The organism is Desulfomicrobium escambiense DSM 10707, assembly GCF_000428825.1.
GTDB lineage: Bacteria > Desulfobacterota > Desulfovibrionia > Desulfovibrionales > Desulfomicrobiaceae > Desulfomicrobium > Desulfomicrobium escambiense.
The window spans coordinates 86,208-111,556 of record NZ_AUAR01000001.1; the positions used below are offsets into that span (position 1 = coordinate 86,208).

10 protein-coding genes are annotated in these 25,349 nt (G+C 65.8%); 7 read left to right on the plus strand and 3 right to left on the minus strand.

Annotated elements, in window-relative coordinates:
* Positions 1 to 449 precede the first annotated feature (449 nt).
* The 5 genes from G394_RS19835 (at position 450) to G394_RS19840 (ending at position 14,096) form a co-directional block, all read left to right on the plus strand.
* Positions 450 to 3,758 (plus strand): GAF domain-containing sensor histidine kinase, encoded by a 3,309-nt coding sequence (locus G394_RS19835; RefSeq protein ID WP_051306832.1) that lies wholly within the window; start codon positions 450 to 452, stop codon positions 3,756 to 3,758.
* Complete coding sequence (locus G394_RS0100415) at positions 3,755 to 4,969, plus strand: response regulator (protein WP_028575961.1); 1,215 nt, start codon at positions 3,755 to 3,757, stop codon at positions 4,967 to 4,969. The genes G394_RS19835 and G394_RS0100415 overlap by 4 nt, the downstream gene beginning before the upstream one ends.
* 137 nt (positions 4,970 to 5,106) lie before the next feature.
* The gene (locus G394_RS17320) at positions 5,107 to 6,918 is read left to right on the plus strand and encodes a response regulator (RefSeq protein ID WP_169725513.1); all 1,812 of its coding nucleotides are present in this window, start codon (positions 5,107 to 5,109) and stop codon (positions 6,916 to 6,918) included.
* The gene (locus G394_RS0100425) at positions 6,911 to 8,029 is read left to right on the plus strand and encodes a response regulator (protein WP_028575962.1); all 1,119 of its coding nucleotides are present in this window, start codon (positions 6,911 to 6,913) and stop codon (positions 8,027 to 8,029) included. The genes G394_RS17320 and G394_RS0100425 overlap by 8 nt, the downstream gene beginning before the upstream one ends.
* A 16-nt stretch (positions 8,030 to 8,045) precedes the next feature.
* Positions 8,046 to 14,096, plus strand: coding sequence for a PAS domain S-box protein (locus G394_RS19840; protein WP_051306834.1), 6,051 nt, complete (start codon positions 8,046 to 8,048; stop codon positions 14,094 to 14,096).
* Between the two features lie 19 nt (positions 14,097 to 14,115).
* Here the strand turns inward: G394_RS19840 and G394_RS19845 are convergent, their stop codons facing one another.
* The 3 genes from G394_RS19845 to G394_RS19850 all read right to left on the minus strand — a co-directional run bounded on the left by G394_RS19845 (position 14,116) and on the right by G394_RS19850 (position 21,557).
* Positions 14,116 to 15,267 carry a response regulator gene (locus G394_RS19845; RefSeq protein ID WP_051306835.1) on the minus strand — a complete coding sequence of 384 codons (1,152 nt, stop codon included), beginning with the start codon at positions 15,265 to 15,267 and terminating at the stop codon, positions 14,116 to 14,118.
* A gap of 301 nt (positions 15,268 to 15,568) precedes the next feature.
* Positions 15,569 to 17,905, minus strand: coding sequence for an SLC13 family permease (locus G394_RS0100440; protein WP_028575963.1), 2,337 nt, complete (start codon positions 17,903 to 17,905; stop codon positions 15,569 to 15,571).
* Positions 17,906 to 18,161: 256 nt separating this feature from the next.
* The gene (locus tag G394_RS19850) at positions 18,162 to 21,557 is read right to left on the minus strand and encodes a PAS domain S-box protein (RefSeq protein WP_028575964.1); all 3,396 of its coding nucleotides are present in this window, start codon (positions 21,555 to 21,557) and stop codon (positions 18,162 to 18,164) included.
* Between the two features lie 297 nt (positions 21,558 to 21,854).
* Between G394_RS19850 and G394_RS21700 the strand changes: the two genes are divergently transcribed.
* Both G394_RS21700 and G394_RS0100455 read left to right on the plus strand, forming a co-directional pair.
* Entirely contained in the window at positions 21,855 to 24,698 is a 2,844-nt protein-coding gene (locus G394_RS21700; RefSeq protein WP_043774358.1) for a cation-translocating P-type ATPase, read from the plus strand.
* Positions 24,695 to 25,345 carry a potassium channel family protein gene (locus G394_RS0100455; protein WP_028575966.1) on the plus strand — a complete coding sequence of 217 codons (651 nt, stop codon included), beginning with the start codon at positions 24,695 to 24,697 and terminating at the stop codon, positions 25,343 to 25,345. The genes G394_RS21700 and G394_RS0100455 overlap by 4 nt, the downstream gene beginning before the upstream one ends.
* The last annotated feature ends 4 nt before the right edge of the window (positions 25,346 to 25,349 follow it).

Sequence of the window (25,349 nt, forward strand, 5' to 3'; positions counted from 1 at the left end):
CCTCCAAAAGTGTCTCCTGCCTGGGTCGCATTCAAACCGGGCCGAACGTACAGCATATCCATGTTGTAATGATACTCCTTATCAGCGGCGCGTCCGGCTTGCCACCCCCGGCCGGGATTTTCCGTATTTTTTCCGTATTCTCCGCCCTTTCCCAGTAGTACGCGAGAGACTAATCGAAATGTGCAGGTCCCGCCGGTCCGCTGAACTACCGGAAATGGAGGCTTGGGGTGAGTCGTTCCGCCGCAGCGGTGAGAGACGGGTGGATAATGGTCGGGCTCTGAAAGTGATTTCCGGCGATATCGATGTACCCCTCCTGAATGTGCCCGACGCCCTGACGGCTTTGCAATAATTTCCGGGTAAGAGTATGATTTGAATAGACCCCTTCTGATTCACAGGTACTTTCCGGATTTTTTCATGCCCTGACACGCTCAGGTCGGAGCTCCACAGCCATGACGAACGGAATCGACCCCAACCATCCCTTCGAACCGAAATCCAAACGGGGCTTGATGATTGCCTTCGTCAGCCTCGTCTTCGTGGTGGCGATAGCGTATCTGCTGTGGCGGATTCATGCGGTCGACGTCCAGCGAAAGGAACTGGCCCTGGTCCAGTTCAAGGCGGATACGGCCAGTCTGGCCGGCGGCCTGGAATACTTCTTTCTGGAGCGGCACCACGACCTGGAAGTCGTGGTCGAAAGCAGGGCTGTGGAGACGTATTTTGAAAACGTGGCCCTGGGGAAGTCCAGCCGTTTTGAGATGCCGGGCAGCCTGCAGGAGGTTGAAACCCTCTTCGCCAAAACCCTCGCCGCACGGCAAGTCGGAGTGTCGCCGGTATTCGAGGCGCTCGCCCTTATGGACGCTGCGGGTGGTGTCCTGACGCGAGCGTTTTCGGCTTCGGGGAACGCGACATCCGTCGGGCATATCCCAAAACGCGAACTGTGGTCCGGATCGCAGCCGGTCCATGACGACGGCTTTTCCTGGACCATCCTGGACGCCCCCGGGACCCCGCACCCCTCCATTCTCATGGCGCACCCTGTCCTGCACGCGGGAAAGGAGGTCGGGCAGATTGTCGCGCGGCTGTCCTTTCCGCGTCTCCTGCAGAACCTGTTCAAGGACGACGGCTCGATGAGGCCGAGGGCTCATTTTCTCGGCTACGACGGCCGATACCTCTATTCGCAGACAGGAACGCGGCTGAACTTTCCGCAGGCGTTCACCGGACTGAACGAAGATGTCAGCCTCCTGCCGTCGATGCCGGACATCGGGACACACCTTCGGAACCGGACCGGCCCCTGTCTGGTCGCGATGGCGCCTGTCTTCGGCTCGTCCTTCAAGATTTTCGCCGTCATCCCGGAAAACATCCTTCTCGGTTCGCCTACCTGGCCCCTGTCCCTGCTGATCGCACTGCTGAGCGTCATGCTGCTGGCCGGGGTCGTGTTCATCGTTCGCGCCAATACGGAGCGCGCCGTCCTTGTCGCCCGCAACGAGGAGCAGGGTCGTTCGGGGAGGGAACTGCGCAAGCGCATGGACGAGTTCAACACCCTCTTCAATGCCCTGCCGGGAGCGGCGTTCTGCAAGGATGCCCGCGGTGTCTATGTGATGGCCAACTCCGCCACCTGCGAGCGGGCCGGGATGACCCCCGAGGAACTTGTCGGCAAGCGCGACCACGAGGTATTCCCGAAGCATCTGGCGGACAAGTTCGTACGTGACGATGCGGAACTGCTGAGCGGCGCGCGCACCAGCCTCGATTCGGAGGATGTCTTCGAATACCCGGACCGGACCATAATCTCGGCGACGCGCAAGGTGGCCGTAGTCCATGGGGACGGGACCATCGGCGGCATCATCGGGCTGAGCATCGACATGTCCGACACGAAGCGGATCGAGGAGGAACTGCGGCAGAGCAACGCTCTGCAGCGGGTGATCATGGAACTGGCCATCGGTTTCGTGAACATCCCGCTGGAAGAGATGGACCAGGGGATACTCAACGCCCTGACCATGGTCGGGGAGTTCGCCAAGGTGGATCGGTCCTATCTCTTTGCCTACGATTTCGAGTCGAGGGTCATGAACAACACCCACGAATGGTGCGCTCCGGGCATCTCCCCGGAAAAGGACAACCTGCAGGGCGTTCCGACCGAACTCCTCCCGGAGTGGGTCAACGCGCATCTGCGCAACGAACTCATCCACGTTCCGGACGTCCTGGCCATGCCGGCCGACGCCCCCCTGCGCCAGATCCTCGAAGCCCAGGACATACGGACGCTCATCACGCTGCCGCTGGTGCACGGGTCGCGCTGCTTCGGTTTCGTCGGTTTCGACGCAGTCCGGGAGAGCAAGACGTGGACTGAAACGGAAATCAGCCTGCTCAAGGTCATGGCCGGACTCCTGACCAACGCCGAGTTGCGGCGCCTCTACGAGAAGGCTCTTCATGAAGCCAAGGGGTTCGCCGAAGAGGCCTATAGGGAGATCGAGCAACGCATCCGGGAGCGGACCATGGAACTGGCCCAGGCCAATGCCCAGTTGCACGAGGAAATGTCCGAGCGCCTGCGCGCGTTGCGCGACTTGAACCTCATCCAGGACGCCATCTCGGCCATCCTCATCGTCGTCGACGGACAGGGCCTGGTTTTCCGCTGGAGCGCGGCCGCGCACAAAGCCTTCGGTCTGGCGGCCGCCGAGGCCGAAGGCCTGCCTTTCATGGAACTGCCCATCGCCTGGGACTGGGAGAGCGTCAGGCACGGCGTGGAACACTGCCGGGAGACCGGGACGGTCTTCAAGGCCGCGAGCGTCCGCTACGACCGCGCCGACGGGTCCGCCGCCTGTCTGGTCCTGACCGTCAGCCCTCTGCTGGCCGAGGATCAGGTTCAATCGGGCTATCTGGTCCTGGGCGAGGACATCACGGAGGTGAAGATGCTGGAGGCCAGACTGTCCCAGGCCGCCAAGCTGGAGGCCATCGGCCAGCTCGCGGCGGGCATCGCCCACGAGATCAACACCCCGACGCAGTTCGTCAGCGATTCCGTGACGTTCCTGCAGGACGTCTTCGAGGACATGGACCGGGTCGTCGTCTCCGTCGAGGGGCTGTGCGCCGAGGCCGAAGGCGCGCAGGTCAGCGCGCTGGACCGGGTTTGCCCCATCCTGTCGGAGATCGACATGGATTTTGTCAGACCCGAAGTGCCCAGGACCTTCGAACGGATCTTCGACGGCATTCAGCGCATCAGCTCCATCGTCCAGGCCATGAACCGCTTCTCCCATGCCCGCGGCGTCGGCAAGAAGCTCGTCAACGTCAACGAGATCATCGAGAACACCCTGGTCATTTCCCGCAACGAGTGGAAGTACGTGGCGGACGTGGAGACGGACTTCGACCCGGACCTGAGCGCCGTATACGGCCTCGCGGACGAAATCGGGCAGGTCTTCCTGAACATCGTCATCAACGCGGCCCACGCCATCGCCGACAAGGTCGCCGGCACGGACGGGAAGGGGCACATTTTCATCAGTACCAGGAAGTTAGGGGACTGCCTGGAAACCCGTATCACGGATACGGGGGCCGGGATTCCCAAGGATGTCGGCGACAAGGTTTTCAACCTCTTCTTCACCACCAAGGAATTGGGGAAGGGCACCGGCCAGGGGCTGGCCATCGCCTACGACATCGTGGTCAACAAGCACGGCGGGTTGATCACCTACACGTCCGAGTCGGGCATCGGGACCACGTTCATCGTTCAATTGCCCCTGGGCGGGGAATCCGTCTGCAGCTTGCAGGAGGAAACAAACGCATGAAGCCGAAAATATTGTTCGTCGACGACGAGCAGAACATCCTCGACAGCCTCAGGCTGAGCCTGCGCAACATGCGCGGGGAGTGGGACATGACCTTCGCCCTGGGCGGAAGGGCGGCCCTGGACGCGTTGGCGCAGTCTCCCCACGACGTGGTGGTGTCCGACATGCGCATGCCGGGCATGGACGGCGCGGAGCTGCTGAAGACGATCCAGTACCGCAACCCGGAAATGGCCCGGATCATCCTGTCCGGGTATTCCGACAGGGAAGGCGTGCTCAAGAACATCTGTCTCGCCCATCAGTACCTGAGCAAACCGTGCCGCACCCAGGACCTTGTCCAGGCCATCAACAAGGCCCTGGATCTGCATGGCATCCTCGCCGGCCGGGACTTGAAGCGGCTCGTCGCCAGGATCGAAACCCTGCCAGTCCTGCCGAGCGTGTACACCGAGCTGGTCGCGACCCTGGCCGACAAGAACGCGCCCCTGAAACGTGTCGGCGACATCCTTGCCAGGGACATGGCCTTGACTGCGTCCGTGCTGCGCGTGGTCAACTGTTCCTTCTTCGGCTTCTCCGCGCGGGTGTCGAGCATCCATCAGGCGGCGACCCTGCTCGGCACGCAGACCCTCAGAACCCTGGTGCTCTCGACGCATCTGTTCTCGACCCTGGAGGAGAGCGGTTCCGAGCGGTTTTCGGTTCGCCTGCTCTGGGATCACTGCATCCGGGTGGCCGGCTTCGCCAAATGCATCGCCGAAAAGGAGGGCCTCCCCGACCTGGTCCGGGACGACTGCTTCATCGCCGCCATGCTGCACGACATCGGCAAACTCATCCTGCGCACTGGGCTGCCGCAGGAATTCCGGCTCGTGCTGGACAAGGTCCGGGCGGAAAACTGTCCCGTCCATGTCGCCGAAATGGAGATTCTCGGGACGACCCACGCGGAGGTCGGAGCCTATCTTCTGGGTCTGTGGGGCTTCAGTCACGAGCAGATGGGGGCGGTGCGCTGGCATCAGGTCCCGGAGTCCGGTTCGGAGCCGCTCATGTCCCCGCAGACGGTCCTGCACATCGCCAATTCCCTCGATCACGAACTGGTCCGCATTCATGAAGGGTACGCGCAGCGCCCCCTGGATGATTGCTGGGCGTCGTGGCCGGATTGGCAGGTGAGGATCGATTCGTGGCGCCAGGTGTGCATGCAGGATCTCGCCCAAGGGGCCGTGTGTTAGCCGCTGGGCATTTTCTTTCATGAATTCCATGGAAAATCGTGAGGTTATCGGGTATGATTGTCTATTGGCGGTCTTCCGACGCTCACCAATTGCTGTTCGACAACATTTCCCCGGAGCAGGTTGAAGTGAGAAACGACATGTTGGAAATATTCCCCTGGAACGACAGGTTCGAGACCGGCATCCCGGAAATCGACGTCCAGCACAGGGGGCTGGTGGACATTCTCAACGAACTGGTCGGGAATCTGGCCTGTCAGGAGGATGCGGCGGCCCTGTGCGGCATTTTCGAACGTCTCCAGGACTACGCTCTCGTCCATTTCCGGACCGAGGAAGACGTCTGGGACGAGGCGCTGGGGTCAGACCCCCTGGCCGCCCAGCATGCCCAAACCCACGCCCTGTTCGTGGAAAGGCTGAAGGAAATCAGGGCCCGGGAGGCCTTGAAACCGTTCAATGACGTCATCGAGGAACTGGCCGGGTTTCTGACGCACTGGCTTGCCCTGCACATCATCGAGACCGACAAGCGTTTCGCCAGGACCGTGCTCGGCCTGCGTGCCGGCCTGACTCTGGAGGAGGCCAAGCGGGAGGCCGACGAATTCATGACCGGGGCCACGAGGGCCATGATCGAGACCGTCATGATCATGTACGACCAGTTGGCCAGCCGGACCCTGCGGCTGACCCGCGAGATCTGCAGGCGTGAGGAGGCCGAGCGCAGGCTCCAGCAGACCATGGACGACCTGCGCGCAGCCAAGGCCCAGGCGGAGGCTTCGAACCGGGCCAAGTCGATCTTCCTGGCCAACATGAGCCACGAGATCCGCACCCCCTTAAGCGCCATCACCGGCATGGCCCATCTCCTGCGGCGCGCGGGGTTTCCTCCGGAACACCAGGATCGGCTGCAGAAGATCGAGGACGCCTCGAGCCATCTGCTCTCCGTCATCAACGACGTTCTCGACCTGTCGAAAATCGAGGCCGGCAAGTTCAGCCTCGAGGATGCGCCGCTGGACATGGGCGCGCTGGTCGGAGGGGTGGCGGCCATGCTCGAGGACCTGGCCGCGGCCAAGGGCCTCGTCATCCGCGTGGAGGCGGGGCGCATGCCCGAAGGGCTTGTCGGCGACGCCACGCGCCTCCGGCAGGCCATGATCAATTACGTGACCAACGCCGTGAAGTTCACGGATGCGGGCGGCGTGGTCCTGCGTGTCTTTTGCGTCGAGGATCATCCCGGCGGGGCCGTGATCCGCTGTGAAGTGAGGGACACGGGCATCGGCATCCCGCCGGAAGCCCAGGCGCGCATATTTTCCAGCTTCGAGCAGGCCGAGATCGGCACAAGCCGCAAATACGGCGGCACGGGCCTCGGCCTGGCCATGACCCGGGAGATCGTCAGGCTCATGGGCGGAGAGGCCGGCGTGCAGAGCGAAGTTGGGTCGGGCAGCCTCTTCTGGCTGACGGTTTTTCTGCGCAAGAGTTCGATGGCGGCCGATCAGGGCTCGATCGTTTCCGGCGATGCCGCCGAAGCCGCCCTGAAGCGCAATCACGCGGGCGCCACGGTCCTGCTGGTCGACGACAACGACATCAACCGCGAGATCGCCCGGGAACTCCTCGAGGACGCCGGCCTGGCCGTCGACGAGGCCGAACACGGGCTGTCCGCCGTTCAGCGCGCCCAGGGCAAGGCCTACGCGCTCATCCTCATGGACGTGAAGATGCCCGTCATGGACGGCCTGGAGGCCACCCGCCGCATCAGGCAATTGCCGGGGTACGGCGACGTGCCGATCCTGGCCATGACCGCCGAGGCCTTCGTCGAGCACGAAAGGCAGTGCCGGAGCGCCGGCATGAACGACTTCATCCCCAAGCCCGTGGATCCCGACGCGCTTTTTGCCACACTGCTCCGCTGGCTTTCCCGCCGTTCACCGGGCGACCATTCCACCCCAATGTCGAGCGGGGGCTCCACCCATGAATAGGCCGACGATCCTCATTGTCGACGACGAGCCGACCAATCTGTCCGTCTTCAGCCAGCTGCTGCAGCCCGACTACAAGGTCAGGGTCTGCAAGTCCGGGGAGCAGGCCCTGCGTCTGGCCAGCGCCGACCCGCGTCCGGACCTGATCCTGCTGGACGTCATGATGCCGGGGCTGGACGGGTACGAGGTGCTGGCCCGCCTGCGCGAGGACGACAGAGGCCGGGAGATCCCGGTCATCTTCGTCACCGCCCTGGACGATGCCGTGGACGAGGAGTTCGGCCTCCATCTCGGCGCCGTGGACTACATCACCAAGCCCATCAACCCGGCCATCATGCAGGCTCGGATCCGGGCCCACCTGGAGATCAAGCAGTCGCGCGACCGTCTCAAGGACCAGAACGCCTGGCTGGAATCCGAGGTGAGCCGCAGGACAAGGGAAACCCAGGTCATCCAGAACGTCAGCATGAGCGTCATCCTGGAACTGGCCGAAACCCGGGACACGGACACGGGCAACCACATCGCGCGCACCCAGGCCTACGTGCAGGCCCTGGGTCGCAGATTGCAGTCCCATCCCGGATACGGGCAGGTTCTCGACGAAGCCCGGCTTGACCGCATCGTCAAGGCGGCCCCCCTGCACGACATCGGCAAGATCGGCATCCCCGACAACATCCTCCTGAAACCGGGCAAGCTGACGCCGGAGGAATGGACCATCATGAAGACCCATACCGCCCTCGGCGGGCAGGCGATCCGCAAGGCCATCGACAAGGCCGTCTCCCTGAGTGTCAGCGACAGCGAGGAGAAGACCCCCGAGGCGCTGAGGGTCCTCGAAGTGGCCATGGTCATCGCCACGAGCCACCACGAGAAGTGGGACGGCACGGGCTACCCGGAAGGCCTCGCCGGGCAGGCCATCCCCTTCCCGGCCCGCCTGATGGCTCTGGCCGACGTCTTCGACGCCCTGACCACGCCCAGGGTGTACAAGACGCCCTGGAGCATCAAGGACGCCTCCATCTTCATTTTCCAGCAGAAGGGGCGGCATTTCGACCCGGATGTGGTCGACGCCTTCGAGGCCATCCTGACGGAATTCGCAAGCATCCAACTTCGACTCGCCGACGCATGAGCAGGAGGCGCAAGCCATGACCAGCGCACGCATCCCTGAAACGGGCTTTGAACTCGCACGCGACGTCTTCTTCGAGCGCAACCCCGCGCCCATGTACATCTACAACCGGGAAAACCTCGACCTCGTGGCCGTGAACGAGGCGTTCACCAGCCTGTACGGCTACGACGCCGCCGAAGCCTCGCGCCTGAGGCTTACGGACCTGTTCGTTGCCGACGAAGTGGACGCCGTCACGTCCATGTTCGGAGGGCTGCAGGGCTTCGTGCGCTTCCCCGGGACCTGGCACCACCGGCGCAAGGACGGTTCGGTGATCGACGTCACGGCCTGCTCCCACGACCTGCCTTGGGGCGGGCTGTCCTGCCGCGCGGTGGTCATCACGGACATCACCGAAGCCCGCCAGGCCAAGGCCATGGCCGAAGGGGAACGACATCTCCTCGATTCGGTTTTCGAAGTCATTCCGGACCTCTTTTTCGTCCTTGATGCCGACGGCACCATCAGGGATTACCGGGCTCAGAAGTCGTCGAGCATGTACGCCCCCCCTGAAACCTTTCTCGGCAGGCGGATCATTGAAGTGCTGCCTCCGGACGTTGCGGCCGCTTTCGAGGGGAACATGGCCGCCGCAATCGAAAAGGGCGGCTTGGTCAGGTACGAGTACGAACTGGACATGCGCGGCGAAGTCCGACGCTTCGAAGCCCGACTCAGCGCCTTGTCCGAAGGGTCAGGGAGATGTCTGGCCATCGTGAGGGACATCACGGAACAGCATGCCGTCCGGAAGTCCCTGGAGGCCCGCGAGAAGCGTTTCCGGAATCTGATGCAGGACGCCCCGTTCCCGATTTTCATCGTCGGGGTGCAGGACGGGAGAATCCGCTACTGCAACGCCCGTGCGGAAAAGAATTTTTCCGTGACCAAGGAGCAGGTGCGCGGGGTGCCGGGGGCGCAATTCTATCAATCCATGGAGAGGCGGCAGGCCATACTCGAACGACTCCGGCGCGATGGAGGCGTCTACGATCAGGAGGTCGGAATGTTCGACGCCAAGGGACGGCCCTATTGGGCCCTCCTGTCGGCGACTCGCGGCCATTTCGAGGACGAGCCGGTGTACATGTTCGCCATCAACGACATCACCCGGCTCAAGCACGCGGAGGACGAGCTTCGCGCGACCAACCGGGCCCTCAGGGCCGTCTCGGAATGCGGGGCGGCCATGGTCCGCGCCGTGGACGAAACCTCACTCATGACCCGGGTCTGTGAGATTCTGGTCGAAGACTGCGGCTATACCATGGCCTGGATCGGCCTAGCCGAAGAGGATGCGGCGCGGTCCGTCCGACCTGTGGCGCAATTCGGGGACGCAGGTGGGTTTTTGGCGGAAGTCGCGATGACGTGGGGGGAGTCCGAAACCGGCCAGGGCGCCACAGGCCGGTCCATCCGGACGAGGCAAACACAGATCGGGTCGTTGCTGAACCCCGACGCGCCCTCCATGCCTTGGTACGAGGCGGCGCGGTCCCGCAACTTGCTTTCGGCCATCGCCCTGCCCCTGCTCAACGGCGAGCGCTGTCTGGGCGCGCTGACGATCTACTCCAGCGAACCAGATTTTTTCGATGCGCCCGAGGCGGTACTGCTCGAACAACTGGCTGATGACCTCGTTTTCGGAGTTGTCACGCTCAGGGAGAGGCACGCTCGGAAGCAGGCTGATGAGGCCCTGTGCCAGAGCGAGGAGCGCCTGCGCGTCATTTCTGACAATACCTTCAACTGGGAGGAATGGCGGGCCGCCGACGGGACCTGCGTCTGGGTTTCACCGGCCTGCGAGAGGATTTCCGGCTACCCGCCGGAGGCGTTCATGGCCGACCCGCAGCTCATGGCCGCCAAGGTTATCCACCCAGACGACAGGCGGCGGTGGGAGGAGCATTTCTCTGCCGTCGGCAGCAATCTCCTTGCCGAGCAGGATCTGGAGTTCAGGATTGTCAGGCCGACGGGTGAAACCGTCTGGCTCAGCCATGCCGGCCGTCCCATCCTCGATGCCGACGGGGGCTTCTTGGGGCTGCGGATCTGCAACCGCGACATCACGGACCGCAAGATATTCGAAGAAACCCTGGAACTGGAGCAGCACCGGCTGCGCGAGCGCATCAAGGAGCAGCGCTGCCTCTACGCAATCCTGGACGCCCTCATGGATGCCGCCCAGCCTCTGGGCGACACCATGCAGCGCGTGGCCGAACTCATCCCCCCCGGCTGGCAATACCCTGAAATGGCGGGTGCCTGCATCGACGTGGGCGGGACGAGGTTCGCGTCGCGATCCTTCCGTTCCACCCCCTGGACCCTCGTCGAGGAGAGCTGGCACGGGGAGGGGCGTATCACGGTCAGCGTGGTCTACCTCGATGCCCCCCCCGGAGACGGGGATCCGTTCCTGGAGGAGGAGCGGATGCTGGCCAGAAACATCTGCGACCGGATTGCGGAGTTCATGGCGCGCAAGACGGCCTCCGAAAGGGCCAGGGAGCGCGAGGCCCTGCTGGAGACCATGTTCGCCCAGACGACCGACGCCGTTATCCTCGTCGATGGCGAGAGCGGGAGCATCTTCAATTTCAACGAGACGGCCTGCCGGAGCCTCGGTTACGGCCCGGAGGAATTCTCCCGCCTCTCGGTGCGGGACATCCAGGCCGAGCACAGCCCGGAAAAAATCGCCCGGAACATGGCTGCCCTGGCAACGGGCCAGTCCCTGGCCTTCCAAACCAGGCACCTGTGCAAGAGCGGGGAGGCGCGGGACGTCGACCTGGCCATGCGCAGGGTAGAGCACGGCGGGCGGCCGTACATCTGCGCCGTCTGGAGGGACATCACGGAACAGAACGCGCGGGAGAGGGCACAGCTGCTGCTGACCGAGCGCCTGCAACTGCAAAGCCGGCTCCTGGCTGCCATGAGCCGTTCCGACTCGGCCGTCGAAGGGCAGATCGAGGTCTTTTCCAGGGTCATCACCGGCATGCTCGGGGAAATGCTCGGCATCGACCGCGTTTCCGTCTGGCTCTTCAACGGGACCCGGAGCCGCCTGGACTGCGTGGACCTTTATGTACGCGCCACGGACAGCCATTCCCGGGAGGAGTCTCTCGTGGCGGAGATGTTTCCGGCAGAGTTCAGGACCATGATTTCCACCCGCTACATCGACGCCAGCGACGCCATGACGGACCCCCGCACGGCGGGATACGTGGAAGCCTACTTCCGGCCCCTGGGCATCACGTCCATGCTCGACTGCAACATCGTCTGTGAAGGGCAAAGCGTCGGGGTCGTCTGCTTCGAGTTTGTGGGACGGCCCCATGCCTGGCTGCCAGACGAAATTACTTTCGGCTGTCAGGTCGCCGACCAGATCGGCATGGCCCTGCTCAGCCGCAAGCGCCTGGAAACGGAGACGGCCCTGCGTCAGAGCGAGGCGATCCTGAAGCAGGCCCAGGAGGTGTCCCATACCGGTCATTGGCGGCTGGACAGGGTCGCGGGGCTCTTTGAAGGGTCGGATGAAACTTGGCGCATCTTCGGGATTCCGGTAGGCAAGCACTGCACGGTCGAGGAATTTTTCGAACGCGTCCATCCGGACGATCGCGGACCGGTGCTCGATGTGTGGCAGAAGGCTCTCGAAGGGGACCAGTACCGGACAACATACCGCATCGTGCGGCCCGACGGCGAGGTCCGCTGGGTCGAGTCGCGGGCGACCATGCCGTACGACGAAGACCGTCCCGTGGCCGCCGTGGGCATCATCCAGGACGTCACGGAGCGGGTCCAGAGCGCCCAGGCCCTGGAGGAGTACAGCCAGAACCTGGAGGCCCTCGTCGAGTCCCGCACCGCCGAACTGGCCAGGGCCAAGGCCGCGGCCGAGGCCGCCAGCCAGGCCAAGAGCGCCTTCCTGTCCAACATGAGCCACGAGATCCGCACGCCCATGAACGCCATCATCGGCTATGCGCATCTCCTGCGGCGCGACCCCCTGACGTCCCGGCAGCAGGGACAGCTGGACAAGCTGTCGGGCGCTGCCCAGCACCTGTTGGAGATCATCAACGACATCCTGGACCTCTCGAAGATCGAAGCCAAGAGAATCGTTCTGGAGGAGGACAACTTCGAGCTGTCCCGGGTCTTCGACCGGATCTGTCAGGTCGTGGCCGAGAAGGTCGCGGCCAAGAATCTCGACCTGGTGGCGGATCTCGACAACGTGCCGCCCGTGCTGCGTGGCGATGCGCTGCGCCTGAGCCAGGTGCTGCTCAACCTGCTCAGCAACGCCGTGAAGTTCACGGAAAAAGGTGGCGTCGCCATCTCCGTGCGTGGCGTCGGCGTCCAGGACGACCGGGCCCTTCTGCGCTTCGAGGTCCGCGACAGCGGCATAGGCATCGCCCCGGAGAGCCGGGATCGCCTGTTCCTCGAATTCGAGCAGGCCGACGGGTCCACGACGCGCCGCTTCGGAGGGACGGGCCTGGGGCTGGCCATCAGCAAGAAGCTGACCGAACTCATGGGAGGGCGCATCGGGGTGGAGAGCGAACCGGGAATCGGCAGCACGTTCTGGGTCGAAATCCCCTTCGAGGTCTCTTCCGCCAGCCCGAGGCAGGCCATATGTCTCGAACCGGTCAAGGGTGCCAGGGTACTGGTCATCGACGATCATCAGGAGAGCAGGGAGCTTCTGGGCGGCATGCTCATGAAGCTCGGGATGCGCCCTGATATGGCGGATTCCGGTCAAGCGGGCCTGGTCGCGGCCCAGGAGGCAGATCGCCTTGGCGATCCCTTCGCCATGGTTCTGATCGACTGGAAAATGCCGTCCATGGACGGTCTTGAAACGGCGGCCAGGATGCACCGGCTGCCCCTGACCCAGAAACCGGCGTTTCTGATGGTCAGCGCCTACTCCGAGGACATTCCGCGCAAGGAACTGCTTCGCTCCGGCATTTCCCAGGTGCTGGTCAAGCCCGTGACGCCCTCGGTGCTGCACGACGCCATGGCCCAGGCCATATGCCTGCTCCCGAAACCACAGGCCGTTCCGCCCGGCAAGGACAGCCTGATCGGCCTTGCAGGTCGCCGCGGGTCCAGCATTCTCCTGGTCGAGGACAACGCCCTGAACCAGGACGTGGCCCGGCAGGTGCTGGAGGATGTCGGGATGGAGGTGAGCCTGGCGGAGAACGGTCTTGTCGCCGTGGAGATGGTCACGGCCAGATCCTACGATCTGATTCTCATGGACGTGCAGATGCCGGTGATGGACGGGCTGCAGGCCGCCTCCCTGATCCGGGCCATGCCGGGCCGGGAATCCGTGCCCATCCTGGCCATGACGGCCAACGCCTTTGCCGAGGACAAGGCCCGCTGCCTGCAGGCCGGGATGAACGAGCACATCATCAAGCCCCTGGTCCCGGCCACGCTCTACGCGGCCTTGGCGCGCTGGCTGCCGGTCAGGGCCGCTTCCGCCGCGCCGGGCGAGTCCATGCCGACCGGCGATGCCTGTGATGGAATGGACGGGTCGCTGGATGACCTGGCCGCCCTCGGCCTTGTGGACGTGCAGCAGGGACTGCGCTCGGTGCGCGGCAAGGGGCATCGTTTCGTGCGGTTGCTCGGGCAGTTCGCGGAACGCCATGCGGACGACGCGCGTCTGATGGACGGGCAGATCGCGGCGGGCGACAAGGCCGCCGTGCAGCATACGGCCCACACCCTGAAGGGGGTGTCCGCCACCCTCGGGTTGCCTGCCGTGCAGCGTCTGGCGGCCGAACTGGAAAGGCTGGCCAAATCCGATGGGGACATGGACGCTCTGCGCATCGCTCTCATCCCGCTGGGTGAAGCCTTGGACGCGGTGGTGGCGGCGCTGCGGTGCAGGCTGCCCGGCCTGGTGGAGGCCGAGGCTCAGGCCTCGGTGTCAAAAGAGGACGAGGCGAAGGCGGCGGAGGTCTTCAAAGGGCTTGAGGCCCTGCTGGAGAGCGGTGACACGCAGGCCAACGACGTGTTCGAGGACAACAAGGCCCTTGCATCCGCCGTGCTGGGGACGGCCGTGGCCGAGATCGACCGGTGTATCCAGAATTACGACTACGCCGAAGCCTTGCAGGCCCTGCGCGCGGCGCTGCGCCCGGATGGCGGCTGATGCGCCGTCTTCCGGAGGGTCATTCGGGAGTGAGGACGGCCAGGGGTTCCTCCAGGCAGGCGTTGGCCGCGATGCGCTGCAGGGAATGGATCATGGGCGCGGACAGTTCCGTTCCGGCCTTGAGGAGCAGCTTGCCCTGGCTCGAAACGGCGTCCGTCTGCAGGATGTAGCCGGGCATGAGCAGGCTGGCGAACACCTTGCGGGGCTTCATGGACCATTCGTCGGTCTGCAGCCCCTTCTCCAAGGCCGCGACGACCTCGCTTTCGTACTCTCCGGTATTGGCTTTGAGCTGCCCCAGGGCCATTTCGCGGTCCTGCCCCGACGTCACGAGGCGGTCGTAGGCCAGGATGGTGCGCAGCACGCAGGCTCCCAGGGCGACGGTCTCGCTTTCCCCCTTCTCGTGTTCCGAACAGGAGCAGGGGTCATCCTCCTGGCGGGCGATGATGGCCGCCACGCTCTCCAGGTTGGGGATGCGGCCGACCAGTTCGCAGCCCGCCTGGGGATGCAGGTCGAAGAGGACGCGGTCCGAGTCCTCCACGCTGCGGCCGGCGTAGATGTCCTGCAGGATGTCGGGGGGAATGCTCAGGCAGCCGACTTGGGAGAACATGGCCGCCAGTTCGAACTGCCAGGCTCCGGGCCTGTCGAGATGGGGCAGCATCAGCTTGACGTAATGCTTGAGGCGGGAGGCCCGGCTGTAGGCCACGGGGTTCGACAGGATCAGCAGATCCATGAACAGGCTGACGGCCCCGGCCAGGGTCTTCTGCAGGGTGTCGCGCAAACGGGTTTCCGTGGCCCGCAGCCTGATGTGCGTGGCCACGCGGGCCCGGACGATGGGCGGCGAGACGGGCTTGGTGATGTAATCCACGCCGCCGACGGCGAAACCCTTGGCCTCGTTCACCGCATCGGTCAGGGCGGTCACGAAGATGACGGGGATGTCCTTCAGCGCCTTGTTCTGCTTCATGCGGCGGCAGGTTTCGAACCCGTCCATGTCGGGCATCATGACGTCCAGCAGGATCAGGTCGGGCAGGGATCTGGCCGCCGTCTCCAGGGCCTTTTCGCCGCTTTTGGCCGCCAGGACGGCATACTCGTTGCGCAGCGTGTCGCCCAGAATCTGAATGTTTTCGGCGACATCATCTACGACGAGAACCGTTGGACGCTTGGCTTCGGGCATCTAGTTTTCTCCGCTTTGTGCATCGGGCGGCTGCTGCGGGCATTTCGGGCCGTCAGGCCGCCGGTCTCGGCGTGCACGCTTTCCGTTGTGCTGCATGCATTCCCGATGTGTATCCACTGCGCGCCAGTCGGGAATCGCGCGGCGCATCGCACTCGGTCCTGCCGGTATGTGGGAATGTCGTCACGCGCATCGTACCATTTCCCATCAAGTGATCAAGTAGATCGAATACGCATAAAATACGGTGGTTCTCCGGCGTGGCCCTGCGGGAATGGCTGTCCCGCGCGGGCGGTCCGTCCAGCCCTCAGGCGGGCCACAGCAGAGGCAGAAGCCAGACCGAAACGAGCAGCGAGATGACGGTCAGCGGCACACCGACCTTGACGTAGTCGGTGAACCTGTATCCGCCCGGTCCCATGACCAGCAGGTGGGCCGGGTGGGACAGGGGGCTGGCGAAGCTCGACGAGGCGGCGATGGCCACGGTCATCATCAGGAGCTGCGGCGAGATGCCCAGACTTGCCGCAGCGCCCAGGGCCACCGGGGCCATGAGCACCACCAGCGCCGCCGTGGGGATGACCTGGGTGCCCAGCACCGTCACCCCGAAGAGCGCGGCCACCACCCAGCGCGGGCCCATGTCCCCGACCAGGGCGATGAGGGCCTCGGCCCCCATCTGCGCCGCCCCGGTGTTCTGGATGGCCACCCCCAGGGGGAGCATGCTGGCGATGAGGAAGACGACCTTCCATTCGATGGCCTGGTAGGCCTCCTCCATTTTCAGGCAGCCGGTCACGACCATGACCGCCACCCCGGCCAGGGCGGCGATCGCGATGGGCGCCAGGCCCAGGATGGCGCTGCCCAGCACGGCGACCATGACGGCCGCGGCCAGGGGCGCCTTGTGCAGGCGTGGGGCCTGGGCCGCGGCCTGGTCCAGGACCAGGAAGTCGTCGTCGCGGGCCACTGCCTCCAGGCTCTGGCGCGGGCCGTAGACCAGCAGGGCGTCGCCGAACTGCAGGGGCATGTCCTGCAGGCCCGCGCGGGCGGGCCGCCCCTTGCGCAGGACGGCCAGGACGCTCAGGCCGTAGTGGTCCCGGAAGAGCAGATCGTTCAGGGTTTTCCCGGCCAGGGTCGTCCGCGGCGAGAGCAGCACCTCGGCCATGCCGATCTGCTGCGATTCCAGTTCGGCGGCCAGCCGCGAAGACTGCTCGGAGATTTCCAGGTCCTGCAGCCCCTCGAAGACGTCGATGTCCCGCTTCAGCCCCTGGACCACCAGCAGGTCGCCGGCCCGCACGGTTTCCTCCGGGGCGGGCAGGCAGGTCACGTCGTTGCCGCGCACCAGTCCCACCACGGTCAGGCCGAAGGCGTTGCCCAGGCGGCTTTCAATCAGGTTGCGGCCGGCCAGGGCGGACCCTTCGGGCACCCGCACGGAGCAGAGGCTGAGTTCCTCGCACGCGGGCGTCCCGGCCGGGGCCTGCGTTACGGGCGTCAGGCCCTCGACGAGCCCCTGGCCGGCCAGGCGCTCCAGGGCCGCGCGTTCGCCCTGCAGCACGAGACGGTCCCCCTCCTGGAAACGATGGCGGCGAAAATCCCCCAGGCATTCTCCCGAAGGCGCGCCCAAGGCCAGGACGTGCACGCGGTGGTCGCGGCGCAGTCCGCTTTCGGCCAGGGTCCTGCCGACGAGGGACGAGCCCTTGCCGATGAGCCCCGTAACGACCTCCAGCCGGTCCGCGACTTCCCCGGTCTGCGGCCCGTCCGGCTCGACCCGCAGGTGGCGACTGCCGTGGAAGCGGCTGACCTGGTCCGTCTGGCCGTGGACGATGACCAGGTCGCCGGCCTGCAGGGTTTCCTGCGCCCTCGGGGCGAGGATCAGCTCCCCGGCGCGGTGCAGGCCCACCACCGTCAGGTACAGGGCCGAGCCCAGGCGGCTCTCGGCCAGGCTACGGCCCACCAGGGGCGAGGCCGGCGGCAGTTCGATGGAGAAGACGTGCGCCCCGATCTCGTAGGACGACTCGATGGCGCCCTTGTCCCGCCCAGACCCCGCCCCCTTGGGCAGCAGGCGCAGGCCCACGACGACGGTGAAGGCGATGCCGGCCACGACCAGGGCGGCGGTGATGGGCGTGAAGTCGAAGAGGGCGAAGGGGGTGAGGCCCGCGGCGCGCAGGGCGTCGGTGGCCAGGATGTTCGGCGGCGTGGAGATGCCCGTGAACGGCCCGCCGAGCAGGCACCCAAGGGCCATGGGCATGAGCAGGCGCGCGGGCGGCCGGCCGCTGCGCCGCGCCAGGTCCATGGTCGCGGGCATGAGGATGGCGGCCACGGTGGTGGTGTTGATGAGGGCCGAGAGGATGCTGGCCGCGGTCATGAGGGCGACGACCAGCACGGCCTCGCTCCCGCGGGCGAAGTGCTGGAGGGGCTGGCCGATGCGGTAGGCCACGCCCGTGCGGGTCAGGCCGGCCGAGAGGATGAACATGGCCCAGACGGTGATGACGGCGGGGCTGCTGAACCCGGCCATGGCCTCCTCCGGGGAGACGAGGCCGGTCAGGGCCAGGGCGGCCAGGACCATGAGGCCGACCACGTCCACGGGCAGCCAGCCGCCGATGAACAGCACCAGGGCGGTGAGGACGATGACGAGGAGGATGACGAGAGGCAGCATGGTGCAGTGGACTCCGTGGATGAGTGGTCAGGGTTGCCCGGCCGACGTCACGCATGGCGGGAAAAGGTGCCTCCGGCCTGGTTCGGCGGATGAGCGGAGGGCCGTCCCGATGTCGCGCCGCGTTGAAACGATCAACATGGCGCGACAGGACTGTTGGGGTCAAGGGCGAAAACGCGGATTGGAATAACCGATCAGCCTTCCCGAACAATCCGTACGAATGTTGCCCGCGTGGGGCGGGCCTTCGAGGACGGTTCTGTCATGAACGGACGGCCTGGCCCGACAGGACGGCGTCGATGGCCCGCAGCAGTTCCTTCATTCCGACGGGCTTAGACACATGTGCGTCCATGCCGGCCGCAAGGAAGGCCGTCTTCTCCCCGTCCATGGCGAAGGCCGTCAGGGCGATGATGGGAATGCCGCGCTTGGCCCCGAGGCCGGGATCGCTGCGGATGACCCGCGTCGCCTCGACGCCGTCCATGCCGGGCATCTGGACGTCCATGAGCACGAGCCCGAAGTCCTGCTCCCGGAGCAGGGCTACCGCCTCGTGCCCGGTGCGGGCGACGCTGACCTCGTATCCAGCCTTGGCGAGGAGCGCGTGCGTGGCGAAGATCGTCACCTCGTCATCCTCGGCCAGAAGGATGCGCGCCGGGTGCGGCGTTGCCTGGCGCTCCTCGACCGGTTCCGGTGCGGTCGGGAGCGCATCGGTGGCCGCGAAGGTCAGGCTGAAGGAGAAGACCGAGCCGACGCCCGGCTCGCTTTCCACGTTAATGGTGCCGCCCATGAGAGCCACCAGCCGCCTGGTGATGGCCAGCCCGAGGCCGGCGCCCTGGTGATCCCTGGTGAACCCCGTGGTGACCTGGCTGAAGGGCTGGAAGAGGGTGCGCAGGGATGCGTCGTCGATGCCGCGCCCGGAGTCCGAAACCGCGAAGAAGACCCGCACGCTGCCGTCGTCTTTCGACCGCAGGGGGGAGGCCTCCACGGTGACATGTCCCGTGGTCGTGAACTTGAAGGCGTTGCCGATCAGGTTCATGAGCACCTGCTGGACGCGGACGGCGTCACCGGCCACGTATTCCGGGAGGGCCGGGTCGAAGTGGTGGCTGAACGCCAGACCCGACTGCAGGGCGATGGGCTTGAAGAGGTCGACGCTGTGTTCGAGGGCTTCGCGGAGTTTGAAGGGTTCGACGCGCATCTGCATCTTGCCCGCCTCCACCCGCGACAGGTCGAGGATGTCGGACAGCAGTCGCGTCAGCCGGCCCGTGGCCTTCAGGGCCAGGGCGCAGGTGCGGCGCTGCTCCTCGTTACCCGCTCCGGATTCCAGGAGTTGCAGCGTGCCCATGATGCCGTTCAAGGGGGTGCGGATCTCATGGCTCATGTTGGCCAGAAACTCCGACTTGGCGGCGTTAGATGCTTCGGCGGCCTCCTTGGCCTTGACCAGCTCGTTCTCCATGCGCTTGCGCTGGTCGATGTCCACATGGGTGCCGACCATGCGCCGCGGGCGACCGTCTGCAGTCCAATCCACAACCTTGCCGCGGCTCATGACCCACTGCCAGCCCCCGGCCTTGTTGCGCAGGCGGAATTCGATGGAAAAGGGTTCGTTGCGTTCGATGTGGTCCTGCTCGGTCCGCTTGGTCTCCTCGCGGTCATCCGGATGGAGCAGGCGTTCCCAGCTGTCGACGTTCAGTTCGAGGTCCCCCGGCGCATATCCGAGCATGCCCAGATAGCGGGGGCTGAAATACGTCTCGCCCGTTTCGAGGTTCCAGTCCCATAGGCCGTCGGTGGCGGCCTCCAGGGCCAGGGCCAGGCGCTCCTCGCTCTGGCGCAGGGCCTCCTCGGATCGCTTGCGGTCGGTCATGTCGATGCCGATGCCGGTGAAGTAGGTCCGGCCTTCAAGCTCCAGGCGCACGGCGGTGAAGAAGAAGGGGATCCGGCGCCCGTCCTTGGTCTGAAGATCAGCCTCCTCGGCGCCGATGCCGTGCTCAAGCACGCGCTCGATGGCCTTGGCGATCCTGTCCTGCGTGGCGGGGTCGTCCCGGTACCAGTCCATGAGGTGCATGGTGGAGAGTTCCCGGTCCGTGTAACCCGTCATCTCGCTGTGCTTCCGGTTCCAGCGCACCAGCCGTCCGTCCTGGTCGTAGAGGTAGAGCAGACCCGGGATGCTGTCGAAGATGGCGTCGCTGAGGAGTCGTTCGCGGCTCAGCTGGGCCTCGATGATCTTGCGCTCCGTGATGTCGAGGTTGAGGCCCAGGATGCCTGCCACCTCGCCGTGCATGACGATGGGCGCGCCCATGGAGTGGAAGATGCGGCGCCGTCCGTCGGCCAGGGTCAGTTCCTCTTCCTGCTCGACGGTTTCCCCCGCAAAGAGCCGGGCGTGCTTGGCCTCCCATTTCCCAGCGTTGTCCGTGTGCATGGGCTGGTCAGCAAAGTTCGGGCCGCAGAAATCCCCCCAGTGCTCCTTGCTCAGCCGGCTCTGGATGATGCCGCGGCCGTCCAGGTCGCGGGCCCAGAAGTCCACGGGCAGGTTTTCAAGCATCGAGGCGAGCATGGCTTCGCGCTGGGCGAGTTGGGCCCGGGCCTGTTTTTCGGCGGTGATGTCGGTGTCGTTGCCCCGATAGCCGAGGAGGTTGCCCGCGCCATCGAGCAGCGGGAAGCCGTTGGTGGACAGCCAGATGTCGCGTCCGTCCCGGGTGCGCGCCGGGTTTTCGAAGTTCGTGAAGACCCCCTTGCGTTCGAAGACGTCGAAGGTCGAAGATTTGAATGCTTCCCGTCCCTCTGCGGGGTGGAGGTCGTAGAACCGCATGCGCCCGACGAGTTCTTCCGGGGCATAGCCCAGTACGGAAGCGGCCGCCTTGCCGACATGGGTGAAAAGACCGTCGGCGTTCACCTCCCAGGTCACGGTGCGGCTGTGTTCGGCCAGCTGTTCGAACCTGTCCTCGCTCTCCCGCAGCGACCGTTTGAAATTGCGGAAATGGGCGTGGCTCGCGATCAATCCGGCCAATCCGAGCAGGCCGATGACGAGATGCGCGACGACCAGGCGCAGACGCTGCTGCTCTGCGAGTCCGAGATAGGTCTGCATGGGCACCGAGACGCTGATGCCGCCGATGATGTCCCCCTGCGCGTAGCCCTGGACGCTGTGGCATTTGAGGCAGGGAGGATCGGCCTGGAGCGGGCGCATCAGCCTGAAGAAGGGCTGTCCGTCGAGGGCCTGCCGGGTGGTCTCCTTGCGGCTCCCGGCGGCGAACGCGCGCAGGGCGGAGGATTCCCACTCGTCGGGGGCGTTTTCGGGACGCAGGGGCTTGAGGCTGGTGATGTGCCCGCGCAGGCCGAACTTTTCCTTGCCCAGTTCGTGCACCTGGCGCGTCATGTAGGCCGGGTTGACCAGGGTCAGTGCCTTCCCTGCGGTCGTCTCGACATCGCGGTCCGGGACATGCGCCAGATGGGGGTTGGGCGGCGTCTTTTCCGAAGGCGGGACGTAGACGCCCCCCTGCATGGCGGCCCACAGCCTGTAGGTCAGGTCCTTCTGGAAGGCGGCATTGGCTTCGGACTCGGCCAGCCCCGTCATCGACTGTTCGACCTGTTGCCAGTTCCAGCCGAGGGACAGGGCCAGCAGCACGATCCAGAAAACCGCGGCCTGAAGTGTCGATCGCAAACGTGTCATGCGTTATCCGAACCCGTGTCGAACCGGAACGTGCCGGGCTGTGCAGTCCGAGTGGTCATTGATCGAGGCTAGTAGATGTACAGCAAGGTGTAAAGGCTACCCTGTAGGTATGGAACGTTCTCCGTACGCGTTTTGATATGTCGCAGGATCGAGGGCGTTTCGTTGGACGTTTGGAGCTGTATTCTGGTACGAGAAGGTACGTTTCGGATCGTCGGGCGCCGTGGGTACTGTCGGCCCCGGCATCCGGTGCGGGTGGAAGAGAACGAGTCCCCCTCCCGCGGGCATGGGCGGGCCTTCATGGGTCAACACGATATTTTCGATCGGACGGCGTCCTTCGAAGCATTGCCGGCCGCCGAGGTCTGCCGGGCCATGGGCAGCGGTCCCGACGGTTTGGGCACGCCGGAGGCCGCGGCGCGCCTGGCCCGCTTCGGGCCCAACACCATCGCCGTCGCCCGCAACGCGTCTCTGCCGCTCAAGTTTCTGGCCAACTTCACGCACCTCATGGCCATGCTCCTCTGGATCGCCGGTTTTGTGGCCATCTTTGCCCGTATGCCGCAGCTCGCCTTCTCCATCTGGGCCGTGAACGTCATCAACGGGGCGTTCAGCTTCTGGCAGGAGTACAAGGCCGAGAAGGCCACCGAGGCCATGCGCCGGATGCTGGACGAGAAGGCGAGCGTCGTGCGTGGCGGCGAGATCCTGCTGGTCGATGCCGTCACCCTCGTGCCGGGGGATGTCCTGGTGCTTGCGGAGGGCTGTCGGGTCTGTGCCGACGCGCGGCTTATCGAGTCCGCAGACCTGCGCCTGGACCAGTCGACCCTGACGGGCGAGTCGCGAAGCGTCCTCAAGACCCACGGGGCGGTCGCCGGCCGGGGCATGTCGCGGCTGGAGACCCCGAACGTCGCCTTCGCCGGGACGAGCGTGGTCTCGGGCACGGGCCGGGGCGTGGTCTTCGCCACGGGCATGGACACCGAGTTTGGGAAGATCGCCGGCTTCACTCAGGGCATCGCGGAGGAGCTCTGTCCTCTGCAGAAGGAGATGCGCCGGGTCACGCGGGTCGTCACGGTCATCGCCGTGTGTTCGGGGTGCGTGTTCTTCCTCCTGTCCGTCCTGCTGGCCGGCATGGACTGGGCCGAAGGACTCGTTTTCGGCATGGGCATGATCGTCGCCTTCGTGCCCGAGGGGCTGCTGCCGACCGTAACCCTGTCCCTGGCCATGGGCGTGCAGCGCATGGCCGGACGCAACGCTCTGGTCAAGCGCCTCTCGGCCGTGGAAACCTTGGGCTGCGCCTCGGTCATCTGCACGGACAAGACCGGGACCCTGACCCAGAACGAGATGACGGTGCGCGAGATCTGGCTGCCCGGCGTCCCCGAGGGTGATGCCCTGCGCGTCACGGGCACGGGGTACGCCCCGGACGGCGGCATGTGGCGCGGCGACGAAGCGGTGGAGGTTCCCCGCGGTGGCGGCTTGCACGCGCTGCTGCTTTCCGCCGGGCTGTGCACCAACGCCCGCTTGCAGCCGCCCGGCGAAGGCAGTTCACGTTGGACGGTCATCGGGGATCCGACGGAGGCGGCCCTGCGGGTGGCGGCCCTGAAGGCGGGCGTCGATCTGGCCGTCGAGGAGCGGGCCACGCCCAGGTTGCGCGAATTGCCCTTCGACTCCAGGCGCCGCCGCATGAGCACCGTGCACCGCGGCGACGGCGAGACCCTGGTCCATGCCAAGGGCGCGCCGCGGGAGGTGCTGGAACTCTGCACCCGGATGCTCGCGGGCGGGGACGAGAGGCCCCTGGACGAGCCCGCCCGCGCCCGCATCATGGGCGCGGGCGACGGCTTCGCCCGTTCGGGACTGCGGGTCCTGGCCGTGGCCAGGCGGACCGTGCGCGGCGAAGGGCTTGCCTGCGCCGATCTTGGCCGGTTGCCGGCCGGGGACGTCGAGGCGGACATGACGTTTCTGGGCCTCGTGGCCATGATGGACCCGCCCCGGCCCGAGGTCGAGGAGGCCGTGGCCACGTGCCGTCGGGCGGGCATCCGCATTGTCATGATCACCGGGGACTACGGCCTGACGGCCGAGAGCGTGGCGCGCCGCATTGGTATCATCCGGGACGGGCGGGACGGGCGGGACGGGCGGGCGCGCATCGTCAGCGGCGCGGACCTCGACGGCATGGACGAGGCGGCCCTGGACGATGCCCTGAGCGGGGAGGTCATCTTCGCCCGCGCCGCCCCGGAGCACAAGCTGCGCATCGTTTCGGCCCTGCAGCGGGCGGGGCACGTGGTGGCCGTGACCGGCGACGGAGTCAACGACGCCCCGGCCATCAAGAAGGCCGACATCGGCATCGCCATGGGCCTCTCGGGCACCGACGTGGCCAAGGAGGCGGCGGACGTCATCCTCACGGACGACAATTTCGCGACCATCGTCGGCGCCATCGAGGAAGGCCGCGCCGTCTTCGCCAACATCAAGAAGTTCACGACATACATCTTCACGAGCAACACCCCCGAGGCCGTGCCCTTCATCCTTTTCGCCCTGAGCGGCGGGCGCATCCCCCTGGCCCTGAACGTCATGCATATCCTGGCCGTGGACCTGGGCACGGACCTGCTGCCGGCCCTGGGCCTGGGCGCGGAAAAGGCCGAGGCGGGCCTCATGGACCGACCGCCCCGAAACCTGCGCGAGCACGTCATCACCCCCGGCCTTCTGGCGCGGGCCTACCTGTTCCTGGGGCCGCTGCAGAGTCTGGCGGTCATGGCCGCCTTCTATTTCCTGTACTGGACCAATGGACATTGGGGCCAGTGGCTCGACCTGCCGTCCGCCGGCCCGCTGTACGAGTCCGCCACGGCCATGGCCCTGGCCTGCGTCGTGACGACCCAGATCGGCAACCTTTTTGCCCAGCGCACGGAGCGGGCGTCGTCGCTGCGGGTCCCGGCCTTCGGCAACCGCCTCCTGTGGCTCGGGGTGGCCAGCGAACTGGCCGTCGTCGCGGCCATCGTCCACTGGCCGCCGGCCCAGAGGCTGGTCGGGACAGGACCGTTTCCGCTCTTCAACTGGCTGTTCCTCTTCGCCTGGACGCCGCTCCTCCTGCTGGCCGACGAGGCCAGGAAATGGGTGCAGCGCCGGATTGAGAAAACCAAGCATACGGGAGTCGTCACATGAGATACGTCATCGTCGGTTGCGGAAGGATGGGCGAGGGGCTGGCCCTGGCCCTGCGCCGCGGGGGGCACGACGTCGCCTTCGTGGACGACGGCTCCGGCGCGTCGGAGGGGCTCGAACCGTCGCTGCGCGGGCGGTTGGTCGCGGGAGGGTGCTTCGACCGGGGCACCCTGGTCCGTGCCGGCATCGAACAGGCCGACGGGCTGGCGGCCGTGACGGGCAGCGACGAGATCAACGTGGTCGTCGCGCGGTTGGCCCGCCTTGTCTTCCGCGTCCCCAGGGTGGTGGCCGGCCTGCACGACCCGCAGAACGCGGAGCTCTACCGCCGGCTCGGCGTGCAGGTCGTCGCGCCTTTCGACTGGGCCGTCAACCGCATCGCCGACCTGCTCCTCTATGCGGAGTCCGAAGTTCTGGCGAGCCTGGGCGACGGTCAGGCCGAGATCGTGTGCTTCCCCGTCCCGCCACCCCTCGAAGGCCGCAAGACGGGGTACCTGACGGTCTTCGGCGAGATGCACGTCGTGGCCGTGGGCAGGCGGGGACGGATTCTGCTGCCGTCGTCCGAAACGGCGTTCGAGCGCGACGACACCGTCTACGTCGCCGTGCTGCGCGAATCCTCGGAGCGGCTGCGCTCCATTCTGGCCCTGACGTGAGGTG

What these genes read in the sequence shown, in the direction of transcription:
- G394_RS19835 (WP_051306832.1), top strand. Translation starts at nt 450, where the DNA reads ATGACGAACGGAATCGACCCCAACCATCCCTTCGAACCGAAATCCAAA.
- G394_RS0100415 (WP_028575961.1), top strand. Translation starts at nt 3,755, where the DNA reads ATGAAGCCGAAAATATTGTTCGTCGACGACGAGCAGAACATCCTCGAC.
- G394_RS17320 (WP_169725513.1), top strand. Translation starts at nt 5,107, where the DNA reads ATGTTGGAAATATTCCCCTGGAACGACAGGTTCGAGACCGGCATCCCG.
- G394_RS0100425 (WP_028575962.1), top strand. Translation starts at nt 6,911, where the DNA reads ATGAATAGGCCGACGATCCTCATTGTCGACGACGAGCCGACCAATCTG.
- G394_RS19840 (WP_051306834.1), top strand. Translation starts at nt 8,046, where the DNA reads ATGACCAGCGCACGCATCCCTGAAACGGGCTTTGAACTCGCACGCGAC.
- G394_RS19845 (WP_051306835.1), bottom strand. Translation starts at nt 15,267, where the DNA reads ATGCCCGAAGCCAAGCGTCCAACGGTTCTCGTCGTAGATGATGTCGCC.
- G394_RS0100440 (WP_028575963.1), bottom strand. Translation starts at nt 17,905, where the DNA reads ATGCTGCCTCTCGTCATCCTCCTCGTCATCGTCCTCACCGCCCTGGTG.
- G394_RS19850 (WP_028575964.1), bottom strand. Translation starts at nt 21,557, where the DNA reads ATGACACGTTTGCGATCGACACTTCAGGCCGCGGTTTTCTGGATCGTG.
- G394_RS21700 (WP_043774358.1), top strand. Translation starts at nt 21,855, where the DNA reads ATGGGTCAACACGATATTTTCGATCGGACGGCGTCCTTCGAAGCATTG.
- G394_RS0100455 (WP_028575966.1), top strand. Translation starts at nt 24,695, where the DNA reads ATGAGATACGTCATCGTCGGTTGCGGAAGGATGGGCGAGGGGCTGGCC.